Origin of the sequence: Pseudomonas sp. SJZ103 (genome assembly GCF_007828335.1) — a bacterium.
Lineage (GTDB): Bacteria > Pseudomonadota > Gammaproteobacteria > Pseudomonadales > Pseudomonadaceae > Aquipseudomonas.
Map to the genome: position 1 here is coordinate 109,888 of NZ_VIUN01000002.1, position 12,936 is coordinate 122,823.

At 60.9% G+C, this 12,936-nt stretch carries 10 protein-coding genes; 2 read left to right on the forward strand and 8 right to left on the reverse strand.

From position 1 onward, the window contains the following. Window positions 1-53: 53 nt before the first annotated feature. From purU to FBY10_RS05785, 7 genes are all read right to left on the reverse strand, one after another. Window positions 54-911, reverse strand: a complete 858-nt coding sequence (gene purU / locus FBY10_RS05755; RefSeq protein ID WP_032883972.1) for a formyltetrahydrofolate deformylase — start codon at window positions 909-911, stop codon at window positions 54-56. A gap of 10 nt (window positions 912-921) precedes the next feature. Continuing rightward, on the reverse strand, window positions 922-1,554 hold the full coding sequence (locus FBY10_RS05760) for a sarcosine oxidase subunit gamma (RefSeq protein WP_131699079.1): 633 nt from the start codon (window positions 1,552-1,554) through the stop codon (window positions 922-924). A 130-nt stretch (window positions 1,555-1,684) separates the two neighbouring features. After that, window positions 1,685-4,702, reverse strand: coding sequence for a sarcosine oxidase subunit alpha (locus tag FBY10_RS05765; protein ID WP_131699078.1), 3,018 nt, complete (start codon window positions 4,700-4,702; stop codon window positions 1,685-1,687). After that, a complete protein-coding gene (locus tag FBY10_RS05770; protein ID WP_027605979.1) occupies window positions 4,699-5,001 on the reverse strand; it encodes a sarcosine oxidase subunit delta in 303 nt (100 codons plus the stop codon). Before FBY10_RS05770 ends, FBY10_RS05765 begins: the two co-directional genes overlap by 4 nt. A gap of 15 nt (window positions 5,002-5,016) precedes the next feature. After that, a complete protein-coding gene (locus tag FBY10_RS05775; RefSeq protein ID WP_010207084.1) occupies window positions 5,017-6,267 on the reverse strand; it encodes a sarcosine oxidase subunit beta in 1,251 nt (416 codons plus the stop codon). Between the two features lie 22 nt (window positions 6,268-6,289). Then, the gene (glyA, locus tag FBY10_RS05780) at window positions 6,290-7,543 is read right to left on the reverse strand and encodes a serine hydroxymethyltransferase (RefSeq protein ID WP_090401748.1); all 1,254 of its coding nucleotides are present in this window, start codon (window positions 7,541-7,543) and stop codon (window positions 6,290-6,292) included. A 170-nt stretch (window positions 7,544-7,713) separates the two neighbouring features. Further along, window positions 7,714-8,442: a TraX family protein gene (locus tag FBY10_RS05785; protein WP_131699077.1), complete on the reverse strand. Its 729-nt coding sequence runs from the start codon at window positions 8,440-8,442 to the stop codon at window positions 7,714-7,716. Between the two features lie 90 nt (window positions 8,443-8,532). Between FBY10_RS05785 and FBY10_RS05790 the strand changes: the two genes are divergently transcribed. Next, the gene (locus FBY10_RS05790) at window positions 8,533-9,573 is read left to right on the forward strand and encodes a low specificity L-threonine aldolase (RefSeq protein WP_145336859.1); all 1,041 of its coding nucleotides are present in this window, start codon (window positions 8,533-8,535) and stop codon (window positions 9,571-9,573) included. A gap of 147 nt (window positions 9,574-9,720) precedes the next feature. On the opposite strand, the gene gbcB is transcribed toward FBY10_RS05790, so the two are convergent. Next, the gene (gene gbcB / locus FBY10_RS05795; protein WP_090401745.1) at window positions 9,721-10,821 is read right to left on the reverse strand and encodes a glycine-betaine demethylase subunit GbcB; all 1,101 of its coding nucleotides are present in this window, start codon (window positions 10,819-10,821) and stop codon (window positions 9,721-9,723) included. 282 nt (window positions 10,822-11,103) lie between these two features. On the opposite strand from gbcB, the gene gbcA reads away from it, so the two are divergent. After that, window positions 11,104-12,399 carry a glycine-betaine demethylase subunit GbcA gene (gene gbcA / locus FBY10_RS05805; protein WP_131699075.1) on the forward strand — a complete coding sequence of 432 codons (1,296 nt, stop codon included), beginning with the start codon at window positions 11,104-11,106 and terminating at the stop codon, window positions 12,397-12,399. Window positions 12,400-12,936 lie beyond the last annotated feature (537 nt).

Consider the following 12,936-nt stretch of genomic DNA (forward strand, 5'->3'; position numbering starts at 1 on the left):
ATTGGGTTCACACAGTCAAAATGTGGGAGGGGGCTTGCTCCCGATGGCGGCAGTCAGAGCACCACAGTCCTATTGGCATTCAAGAACACCCGTCGCTCAATGTGATACCCCACCGCCCGAGCCAGTGTCAGCCCTTCGATGTCCCGCCCCTTGGCAATCAGATCCTCGGGATAGTGACTGTGATCCACCACTTCCACACCCTGGGCGATGATCGGGCCTTCGTCCAGGTCGTTGTTGATGTAATGCGCCGTGGCGCCGACCAATTTCACGCCCTTGTTGTAGGCCTGGTGATACGGCTTGGCGCCCTTGAACCCCGGCAGCAACGAGTGGTGGATATTGATGGCCTTGCCGTCCAGCTTGCGGCACAGCTCCGGCGACAGCACTTGCATGTAGCGCGCAAGAATCACCAGTTCGGCGCCGGTCTCTTCAATCACTTGCCACACCTGACGCTCCTGGGACGGTTTGTCGTTAGGGTCGAGGGGGAAATGGTAGTAGGGAATTTGATGCCAGTCGGCCAAAGGTTTGAGATCGGGATGGTTGGACACCACCGCGACCACGTCCATCGACAGCTGACCGATACGCTGACGGTACAGCAGGTCGTTGAGGCAGTGATCGGCCTTGGAGACCATGATCACCACTTTTGGCCGGTAGTTCGGCGCCGTCAGCTCGAAGATCATGCCAAAGGCTTCACCCCGCGTGGCCAGGCCATCGCGGAAAGCCTGCTCGTCGAAGCCATCCGGCTGGCGAAATTCCACGCGAATAAAAAACCGACCCGAGAGGCGGTCATCGAACGAATGGTGCTCGGTGACGTAGCAGCCCTGCTCGAAGAGGTAGCGGGTAACCGCGTCCACCGTGCCGAGCACGCTGGGGCAGTCGGCGGTCAAAATCCATGTATCGGGTGCGCGGCTCATGGGTCATTCCTCAGGCTTGAACGCTCAGGCCAAATTCGGCCGAGGCGTCCTGCAACCACAACCACCAGTAATCCGAGAAGCTGCGACGAATCAGCAGTTCCCAGGTGTCTTCAGCGGTGTGGCGAATCACCAGCTGCGACTTGGCGAACACCGTGCCCACCGCCTTGCCCACCGGGAAGTTGTTGGGGTGCACGTCATAGCTGGTGGATTTCATCAGCACATCGCGCACGTTCGGGCCGCTGAGTTCAAGGATCTGCTGACCGCCGCTGACGTTGACGACCTGGATATGCAAATCACCCAGGGCGGCGCGCAGGTTTTGTTCGGCGGCGAATTCCTCACCGCTTGGCACGATCAGCAACCACTCATCCGGGCCGAGCCATTGCAGGCTGGTTTCGCCTTTGACGATGACCTGCAGGGCGCCGGGCAGTTCGATGCCCAGGGCCTTGTGCACGCCGGCGGCGAAGGCGGCGTCATGGCCGTCGCCACGGATCGTGAGATGACCAAGCAATTTCTTTTCGCGCACGGTCACACCGGCGTTCTTGCGGCCCTTGCCGACCAGGCTGGCGAGGTCGGCATGGTGCAGCGACGACTCGGCCTTGGCGCCGGAGGTGGGGCGTTGCTGGTAAACATTAGCTGCTGTCATGGAGCACCTTTCCTGAATTCTGTTGTGAGGCTGATGGCCTCATCGGGAGCAAGCCCCCTCCCACATTTGAAAGTATTCACACATCAAAATGTGGGAGGGGGCTTGCTCCCGATGGCCGCGCCGCGGTCTATCAGATGTTCTGCCGATCACCCTTAGGATCAAAGAACACCGAAGACACAATCTCCGCTTCGATCACGCTGCCATCCGCCTGGGGCGAGAACACCCGCTCACCGATGCGCTTCAAGCCGCCCTTGACCACGCCCATGGCAAACGAATAACCCAGGGAGTTATGCGCGTAGCTGGAGGTGACGTGACCGACCATCTTCATCGGAATAGTCTGCTTCGGATCGAACACCAGTTGCGCGCCTTCCGGCAGCCACACGTTCGGATCGATCGGCTTCAGGCCCACCAGTTGCTTGCGCTCTTCACGCACACAGTCTTCCCGGTTCATGCCGCGCCAGCCGATCCACGAGAACGGTTTGGTACGACCGACACACCAGCCCATGTTCAGGTCGTCCGGGGTCATCGAGCCGTCGGTGTCCTGGCCGACGATGATGAAGCCCTTCTCGGCCCGCAGTACGTGCATGGTCTCGGTGCCGTAAGGGGTCAGGTTGTACTTCTTGCCGGCCGCGACGATCTGTTCCAGCACGCCCATGGCGTAGTCGGCCTGCACGTTGACTTCGTACGACAACTCACCGGTAAACGAGATACGGAACACCCGCGCCGGAACACCGCCCACCAGGCCTTCTTTCCAGGTCATGAACGGGAAGCCGTCCTTGTCCAGGTCGATGTCGGTGACTTCCGCCAGCAGCTTGCGGCTGTTGGGGCCGGACAGGGTCATGGTCGCCCAATGGTCGGTGACCGAGGTGAAGTACACCTTGAGGTCCGGCCATTCGGTCTGTTGGTAAATTTCCAGCCACTGCAATACGCGGGCGGCGCCGCCGGTGGTGGTGGTCATCAGGAAGTGGTTGTCGGCGAGGCAGGCGGTGACGCCGTCGTCGAAGACCATACCGTCTTCCTTGCACATCAGGCCATAACGCGCCTTGCCCACGTCGAGCTTGGTCCAGGCGTTGGTGTAAATGCGGTTGAGGAACTCACGCGCATCCGGGCCTTGAATGTCGATCTTGCCGAGGGTCGACGCATCCAGCAGGCCGACGCTGTCGCGCACGGCCAGGCATTCGCGTTTCACCGCGGCATGCAGGTCTTCACCGTTGCGCGGGAAGTACCACGGGCGTTTCCACTGACCGACGTCTTCGAACTCGGCGCCGTTTTTCACGTGCCAGGCTTGCAACGCGGTGTAGCGCACCGGCTCGAAGATGTGCCCACAGTGTCGGCCCGCCACCGCGCCGAAGGTCACCGGCGTGTAGTTGGGACGGAACATGGTGGTGCCCATCTGCGGGATGGTCACGTTCAGCGAGCGCGCGGCAATCGCCAGGCCGTTGACGTTACCGAGCTTGCCCTGGTCGGTGCCGAAGCCCAACGCGGTGTAGCGCTTGACGTGTTCCACCGACTCGAAACCTTCGCGGGTGGCGAGTTCGATGGCGGCGGCGGTGACGTCGTTTTGCAGGTCGACAAATTGCTTCGGCGCCCGTGCGGTAGCTTTCTCGTGAGGCACTTGGAACAGCGCCAGGGTTGGCTCTTCCAGCCGGCTCAAGGCTTTTGGCAGCGTACCTTCCACCGGGGCAAAACCAGCCTCGCTGGCGGCGCGCACGCCGCCTTCAAAACCATCCGCCAGGGAATCGCCAAGGCCGTAGACGCCGTTGATGCCACCGACGCACACACGTTTCTGAGGGGCTTCGCCCGGTACAAAACCGAGGATGTCTTCACGCCAGGTCGGCTTGCCGCCCAGGTGCGAGGCCAAGTGGACCACCGGGCTGTAGCCGCCGGAGCTGGCCACCAGGTCGCAGTCCAGCCATTCGCCGGGGCTGGTGACTTTATGCGCCTTGACGTCGATCGCGGCGATACGCGCAGCGGTCACGCGTTTGGTGCCACGGGCCTCGATCACAGCGCTGCCGGTGAGGATCCGAATACCTTTGGCGCGGGCTTCTTCAACCAATGCACCGCGTGGGTTGTGGCGCACATCGGCCACCGCCACGACTTGCAGGCCGGCATCGAGCCAATCCAGCGCCACGCGGTAAGCGTGGTCGTTGTTGGTCGACAGCACCAGTTTCTTGCCCGGTGCCACGCCGTAGCGGCGCACGTAGGTGGACACCGCACCCGCCAGCATATTGCCCGGCACATCGTTGTTGCCGTACACCAGCGGACGCTCGCAAGCACCGGTCGCCAGGACCACACGCTGGGCACGCACGCGGTGGATACGCTGGCGCACCACGCCAATCGGCGCACGGTCACCCAGGTGATCGGTGAGGCGCTCGTGAATGGTCAGGAAGTTATGGTCGTGGTAGCCGTTGACGGTGGCGCGGGGCAGCAGCACCACGTCCGGCAGTGTTTTCAATTCGGCGATGACACTCGCGACCCATTCGGTGGCCGGTTTGCCGTCGAGGCTTTCGCGGGAATCGAGCAAGGATCCGCCAAACTCTTCCTGCTCATCGGCGATGATCACGCGGGCACCGCTGCGTGCGGCAGCCAGTGCCGCAGCGAGGCCGGCAGGGCCTGCGCCGACCACCAGGACGTCGCAGTGGCGGTTGAAGTTGTCGTAGGTGTCCGGGTCGTTCTCGGTCGGCGAGCGACCCAGGCCTGCGGCCTTGCGGATGTACTTCTCGTAGGTCATCCAGAACGATTGCGGGTACATGAAGGTTTTGTAGTAGAACCCCGGCGGCATCAGCTTGCCGCCGACCTTGCCGAGGATGCCCATCATGTCGTTGTTGACGCTCGGCCAGCCGTTGGTGCTGGTGGCGACCAAACCTTGGTACAGCGCCTGTTGCGTGGCACGCACGTTAGGGATCTGCGTGGCTTCGGTAGCGCCGATCTGCAGCACGGCGTTCGGCTCTTCGGCGCCGGCAGCGAAGATGCCGCGTGGGCGCGAGTACTTGAAGCTGCGGCCAATGATGTCGACGCCGTTGGCCAGCAGGGCTGCGGCCAGGGTGTCGCCTTCAAAGCCTTTGTAGCTCTGACCGTTGAAGCTGAAGGTCAGGACTTTATTACGGTCGATGCGGCCACCGTTGGATAGGCGATTGATCTGGCTCATACCTTCTCTCCAGAGGCCTTGGCGGTGAACTGAGGCTTCTCACCGATCTTGTAGGTTTCAAGAATTTCGTAGGTCACGGTGTCACGGGTCGCGTTGAAATACTGGCGGCAACCGGCGGCGTGAATCCACAGTTCGTGGTGCAGGCCGCGCGGGTTATCGCGGAAGAACATGTAGTCGCCCCACTCTTCATCGGTGCAGGCATTCGGGTCCAGCGGGCGCGGGATGTGCGCTTGGCCGGACGCGTGGAATTCCTCTTCGGAGCGCAGTTCGCCACAGTGAGGACAGAAGATATGCAACATAGGGAATTTCTCCTGTTAGTGGGCGACGGCCGCAGCGCCGTGTTCGTCGATCAACGCACCGTTGTGGAAACGGTCGATGGAGAAAGGTGCCGCCAACGGGTGCATTTCACCCTTGGCCAGGCTGGCAGCAAACACGTTGCCTGAGCCTGGGGTGGCCTTGAAGCCACCGGTACCCCAACCGCAGTTGAAGAACATGTTCGGCACCGGGGTCTTGGAGATGATCGGGCAGGCGTCCGGTGTGGTGTCGACGATGCCGCCCCACTGACGGTTCATGCGCACCCGCGACAGCACCGGGAACATCTCGACGATGGCCTGGATGGTGTGTTCGATCACCGGGTACGAACCACGCTGGCCGTAGCCGTTGTAGCCGTCGATACCGGCGCCGATCACCAGGTCGCCTTTATCGGACTGGCTGATGTAGCCGTGCACGGCGTTGGACATGATCACGCTGTCGATAATCGGCTTGATCGGCTCCGACACCAACGCTTGCAGCGGGTGGGATTCGATCGGCAGGCGGAAACCGGCGAGCGAAGCCATGTGACCGGAGTTACCGGCGGTGACCACACCGACGCGCTTGGCGCCGATAAAGCCCTTGTTGGTTTCCACACCGATGCACACGCCGTTTTCCTTGCGGAAACCGATCACTTCGGTCTGCTGGATCAAGTCCACGCCGAGTGCGTCGGCCGCACGGGCAAAGCCCCAGGCCACGGCATCGTGACGGGCCACGCCGCCGCGCCGTTGCACGGTGGCGCCGAGTACTGGGTAGCGGGTGTTTTTCGAGCAGTCCAGGTACGGAATCTCGTCGGCCACTTGCTTGGCATTCAACAGCTCGCCATCCACGCCGTTAAGGCGGTTGGCGCTCACACGGCGCTCGGAATCACGGATGTCCTGCAGGGTGTGGCACAGGTTGTAGACGCCACGCTGGGAGAACATCACGTTGTAGTTCAGGTCCTGGGACAGGCCTTCCCACAGTTTCATCGCGTGTTCGTACAGGTGCGCCGACTCGTCCCACAGGTAGTTGGAACGTACGATCGTGGTGTTGCGCGCGGTGTTACCGCCGCCCAGCCAGCCTTTCTCGACCACGGCCACGTTGGTGATGCCGTGCTCTTTGGCCAGGTAGTAAGCCGTCGCCAGACCATGCCCGCCGCCGCCGACGATGACCACGTCGTAGACCTTCTTAGGGGTCGGCGTGCGCCACATCTTCTGCCAGTTTTCGTGGTGGCTGAGGGAGTGCTTGAAGAGGCCGAAGCCCGAGTAGCGTTGCATAGTCATTACTCCAAAACCGCGCTCAGCGATAAACCGGGAAATCAGCGCACAGGGCAGACACGTGCTTGGCCACGTTGGCCTCGACGTCGGCGTCGCCGAGGTTGTCGAGGATGTCGCAGATCCAACCGGCCAACTCGATGCACTGCGGCACTTTGAAACCGCGCGTGGTCACCGCCGGGGTGCCGATGCGCAGGCCCGAGGTCACGAACGGCGACTGCGGGTCATTCGGCACGGCGTTCTTGTTGACGGTGATGTGGGCGCGACCGAGGGCGGCATCCGCTTCTTTGCCGGTGAGGCCCTGACGAATCAGGCTGACCAGGAACAGGTGGTTATCGGTGCCGCCGGACACTACATCGTAGCCGCGTTTGATAAACACACTGGCCATGGCCTGGGCGTTATCGATCACTTGCTGCTGGTAGGCCTTGAAGCCTGGCTCCTGGGCTTCCTTGAAGCACACGGCCTTGCCGGCGATCACATGCATCAGCGGGCCGCCCTGGGCGCCAGGGAATACGGCGGCGTTGAGTTTCTTTTCAATTTCTTCGTTGGCCTTGGCCAGGATCAAACCGCCACGCGGACCGCGCAGGGTCTTGTGGGTGGTGGTGGTGACCACATCGGCGTAAGGCAGCGGGTTCGGGTACAGGCCGGCGGCGACCAGGCCGGCGACGTGGGCCATGTCGACGAACAGCAGCGCACCGACCTTGTCGGCGATCGCGCGAAAGCGTGGGAAATCCAGGGTCTTGGAGTAGGCGGAGAACCCAGCCACGACCATCTTCGGCTTGTGCTCCACGGCCAGGCGCTCGACTTCGTCGTAGTCGATCAGGCCGGTGTCGGTGTTGATGCCGTATTGCACCGCGTTGTACAGCTTGCCCGAGGACGACACCTTGGCACCGTGGGTCAGGTGACCACCGTGAGCCAGGCTCATGCCGAGGATGGTGTCGCCGGCGTTCAACAGCGCCAGGTACACCGCGCTGTTGGCGGAGGAGCCGGAGTGCGGTTGCACGTTGGCGTAATCGGCACCGAACAGTTGCTTGGCGCGCTCGATGGCCAGGGCCTCGACCTTGTCCACGTGCTCGCAGCCACCGTAATAGCGCTTGCCCGGGTAGCCTTCGGCGTATTTGTTGGTGAGGCCGCTGCCTTGGGCTTCCATCACGCGCTTGCTGGTGTAGTTCTCCGACGCGATCAGCTCGATATGATCTTCCTGACGCTGCTCCTCGGCATTCATGGCTGCCAGCAGTGCGTCGTCATACCCTTGGATCTGGTCTTGTTTGCTGAACATCGCGTCTCTCCCAGCCTTTCGTATTGTTGAGGCCCATGCAGGGCCCTTTGATGCGATGGTAGGGCTGGCGCAGACAGGCCAAATGCCTACGGACGCCACGCAAAGGTGCGTTTACGACATTGCCGAAACAACACCGAACAAATGTGGGAGCAAGCCCCCTCCCACAGGGGTTAGGCGATGATGTGGCGGAGCAGTAGCAGCAGGAGGAAGTGCATGGGATACAGGGCATACGCCCAGCGGCGCATGGCTGGTGGCCCAGCGCTTTTTGCGTGTCGCAACAAGACCATACCGAGCAATGGCGCAATCAGGCAGGTCGCCAATCCCAACAACGCCACCGGCGTGCCGCTATTGAGCAGGACCTGCCATTGGTTGGCGGCCACGCAGACCAATCCCGGCAACACACTGAAATACCAAGGCCGACGAAACACCAGCAGCATCGCCAGTGGCAGCAATACCCCAAAGAAACCGAACATTAACTGCGACGAAAATACCGCCGCCATCGTGACGGCGATCAACGCCAATCCTCGATCAATAAACGTCTTCTGCTGCCATCCTCGGGCAACCAGCAGCCCCAACGCCAAGGTGGGCAGCACGTTCAACGTATCGGCATCCTCGATAAACAGCCGATACGGCACCTCGCTGATCACGCTGAACAGCAACAGCCAGCCCAGGTAGCGCCACCGGCCGCTCACCGCCAGGTCTCTGGCCCGGTGCAGGTTCGCCGCAATCGCCAGGCAAAACCACGGGAACGCCAGGCGCCCCGGCACATACAGGCCATCCAGGTCCAGACCGACATAACGCAGGTGGTCCAGCACCATGCTCAGCAGCGCCAGCCACTTGAGCAAATCCAAAGCGCCATCACGGACGCGTCCGACAGGCATCGTTTCAGAACCGTGCATAATTCCCCAGTGACTTTGCATTTACAGTGCGTGCGCACGCCCGACAATCTTGGTTAAAGTGCGCACCAACATCGACCACAGGAATGGGCCATGACCGACAAGAGCCAACAATTCGCCAGTGACAACTATTCGGGCATTTGCCCGGAAGCCTGGGCCGCCATGGAACAAGCCAACCAGGGTCATCAACGCGCCTACGGTGATGATGAATGGACCCACCGCGCCGCCGACGGTTTCCGCAACCTGTTCGAAACCGACTGCGAAGTGTTCTTCGCCTTCAACGGTACGGCCGCCAACTCCCTGGCGCTGTCCTCCTTGTGCCAGAGCTACCATAGCGTGATTTGCTCGGAAACCGCCCACGTCGAGACCGACGAATGCGGCGCGCCGGAGTTTTTCTCCAACGGCTCCAAGCTGCTCATCGCGCGCACCGAGAACGGCAAGCTGACCCCGGAATCGATCCGCGAGATCGCCCTCAAGCGCCAGGACATCCACTACCCCAAACCCCGCGTAGTGACCCTGACCCAAGCCACCGAAGTCGGCAGCGTCTACACCCCGGAAGAAATCCGCGCGATCAGCGTCACCTGCAAGGAGCTGGGCCTGAACCTGCACATGGACGGCGCGCGCTTCTCCAACGCTTGCGCGTTCCTCGGCTGCTCGCCGGCCGACCTGACCTGGAAAGCCGGAGTGGACGTATTGTGCTTTGGCGGCACCAAGAACGGCATGGCCGTGGGTGAAGCCATCCTGTTCTTCAACCGCGCGCTGGCCGAAGACTTCGACTACCGCTGCAAACAGGCCGGCCAGCTGGCCTCGAAAATGCGCTTCCTTTCCGCCCCGTGGGTGGGACTGCTGGAAAACGACGCCTGGCTCAAACATGCGCGCCACGCCAACCACTGCGCGCAATTGCTCAGCAGTCTGGTGGCGGATATTCCGGGTGTGGAGTTGATGTTCCCGGTACAGGCCAACGGCGTGTTCCTGCAACTCTCGGAACCGGCGATTGCCGCGCTGACCGCCAAGGGCTGGCGCTTCTACACCTTCATCGGCAAAGGTGGCGCGCGGTTCATGTGTGCGTGGGATACCGACGAAGAGCGCGTGCGGGAATTGGCAGCAGATATCCGCGAAGTCATGGGTGACTGACAATGACTCACTGATGTACATAAAAAAATGTGGGAGGGGGCTTGCTCCCGATAGCGGTGGGTCAGCTTGCACATACAGTGGCTGACACTCTGCTATCGGGAGCAAGCCCCCTCCCACATTTGGATTGTGTTGTGCCTGCTCGAGCAATCAGAAATCGATGCGCACATCCCCCTTCGGCACACTGCAGCACGAGAGGATGTAGCCTTCGGCTTCGTCTTCTTCGGTGATCCCGCCGTTGTGCTCCATCTCCACCTCCCCGCCCAGCTTCATTACCTTGCACGTCCCGCAAATGCCCATGCCGCAGGCTTTCGGGATCATCAGCCCAAGCTTGGCCGCCGCTGCGTGGACGGTCTCGCCCGGCGCGACGCGAATGCTCTTGCCGGAGGCAAGGAATTCCACCTGGTGCAAATCCGCCAGGTCGATTTCCGGCGCATCCGCCGCTTGCTCGGCCTGCTCCACCGCGTCGGCGCGGGCTTCCGGCGGCGTGGCACCGAAGGATTCCTCGTGGTACCGCGCCATGTCGAAACCGGCCGCCTCCAGCAGGCGCTTCACCGCATTCATATACGGCGTAGGACCGCAGCAGAATACTTCGCGCTCAAGGAAGTCCGGCACCATCAGTTCGAGCATCTTGTGGTTCAGGTAACCGCGATAGCCGGCCCAAGGTTCACCCAGGCCGTGTTTTTCGCAGATCAGGTGCAAGCTGAAGTTGTCGATCCGCGACGCCATATGCTCCAGCTCGCGGTGGTAGATGATGTCTTTGGGCGAACGCGCGCTGTGGATAAACGTCATGTCGACATTGGCGTTGGTGTCGTAGAACCAGCGCGCCATGGACATCACCGGGGTGATACCGACACCGCCGCTGAGGTACAAGACTTTCGGACTCGGGAAGTCGATGGCATTGAACAGCCCGACCGGCCCGTGCACCGCCAATTCCTGCCCTTCGTGCAGCGTGTCGTGCAGCCAGTTGGACACCTTGCCGCCCGGCACGCGCTTGATGGTCACCGAGAAGCTGTAGGGCACCGACGGCGAACTGGAAATGGTGTACGAGCGCATGATCGGCTGGCCGTCGATTTCCAGCTCAAGGGTGACGAACTGCCCCGGCTTGAAAAAGAACAGGATCGGCTGGTCGGCCATAAAGCAGAAGGTGCGCACATCCCAGGTTTCCTGGATGACTTTGACGCAACGGACGATGTGCCGACCATTGGCCCAGGTCTGGGTGGTTACCGGATTCAGGAAGCTGTTGGACATGCTGTTCTCCACCGCCGATAGTCGGCCTTATGGTGGCAATTCTGCGTAACGCGAGAACCACCCATTTACCTATCTGCGACATTCACATACTTATCGCGACCAGCCCCCATACCACGGGGGTTGCGCGTCGGGAACAGAGTGGGCCATGTCGCTCATGGATAAGGTTCCGTGCATCAGCAGCCCCACACTCGCTCCCAACAACGACGCTTTCTTTACGCCTTGCTGCAAACCTGATCAGCCACTATTCGCCGGCCACACAGAATGGCCATGAGGACACACACGATGGACGTCACCGCAACCTTAAGCTTGGGCGATCCGCTGGAACCCGCACGCAAGGCCACCGCGCAAATGCTCCAAGAGCGCGAGCGCACCTTTTCGCTGCCGCAGCCGTTCTACTCTGATGAGCGGTTGTTTGATATCGACATGCAGGAGATCTTCCACAAAGAGTGGTTGATCGCCGGCATGACCTGCGAAATCCCCACCAAGGGCAACTACCTGACCCTGCAAGTGGGCAAGAACCCGATCATCGTGATCCGTGGCGCCGAAGGCGTGGTGCATGCGTTCCATAACGTGTGTCGCCACCGGGGTTCGCGCCTGTGCACCAGCGACAAAGGCAAAGTCGCCAAGCTGGTCTGCCCCTACCACCAGTGGACCTACGAGATCGACGGCCGCCTGCTGTTCGCCGGCACCGAGATGGGCGCCGACTTCGACATGAAGCAATACGGCCTCAAACCGGTGAATGTGAAGACCGCCGGCGGCTACATCTTTATCAGCCTGGCCGAGAACCCGCCGGCCATCGATGACTTCCTGTCGACGTTGAACCATTACATGGAACCCTACGACATGGAAAACACCAAGGTGGCGATCCAGACCACCTTGTTCGAAAAAGCCAACTGGAAGCTGGTGCTGGAAAATAACCGCGAGTGCTACCACTGCAACGCGTCGCACCCCGAGTTGTTGAAAACCCTGCTGGAGTGGGACGACGTTACCGACCCACGCGCCGACCAGGCGTTCAAGGACCACGTCGCGGCGTCGGCCGCTGCCTGGGATGCCGAGAAGATCCCTTACGCCCATGCCAGCTTCGGCCTGCGTAACCGTATCGTGCGCATGCCGCTGCTCAAGGGCACCGTGTCGATGACCCTGGACGGCAAGCAGGGCTGCGCCAAGCTGATGGGCCGGATCAAGAACCCCGACCTGGGCTCGATGCGCATCCTGCACCTGCCGCATTCGTGGAACCACTGCATGGGCGACCACATTATCGTGTTCACCGTGTGGCCGATCAGCGCACAGGAAACCATGGTCACCACCAAGTGGATCGTGCACAAGGACGCCGTGGAAGGCGTGGACTACGACGTGGAGCGCATGCGCAAGGTGTGGGACGCCACCAACGACCAGGACCGTCGCCTGGCCGAAGAGAACCAGCGCGGGATCAACTCCACCGCCTACCAGCCTGGCCCGTATTCCAAGACCTATGAGTTCGGCGTGGTGAACTTTGTGGACTGGTACAGCGAGCGCATGTTGAACAACCTCGGTGCAGCCCCGGCGCCTTACCTCAAGGGTGTGGCCGCCCACGAATAACCGATACCCACAGCTCAAAAAATGTAGGAGGGGGCCAGTCGCATCGTCGCACCGCCCCTCCCACACTTGAACCTTACACTGCTTAATATTTGATCAAATCTCTCGCAGACCTCTGCCAGCCTGCCCTCCAGCCTTTACCCAACAACTTATCCACAGAGCCACCCACAGCAATTGTGGGCAACTCCGCTACCCAACCAAAATTAATTGAAGAAAATCCGTGACTTATTCAAGTTGACGGTTCCCAAGCCACATTGATCATTTATTGATCAAAACCTTGTAAGCCACGTAAATCGTGACCTGTAGCGGTACGCAAACACCTTATCCACAGAACAGCCAACAGACTTTGGGGGCAACTTCTACAGCGCTGTGGAAAACCATGCCAAACCGTCATAAACCGAGGGTTTCAGCTGTATTTTTCGGTTTCCGGGGCAATTTGATCAATAAACAACCAAACGATTGAAAGCCTTTATCTATAAGGCCTGTAGCGGATAGCAAACATCTTATCCACAGAAACGCCAACAGACTTTGGGGGCAAGT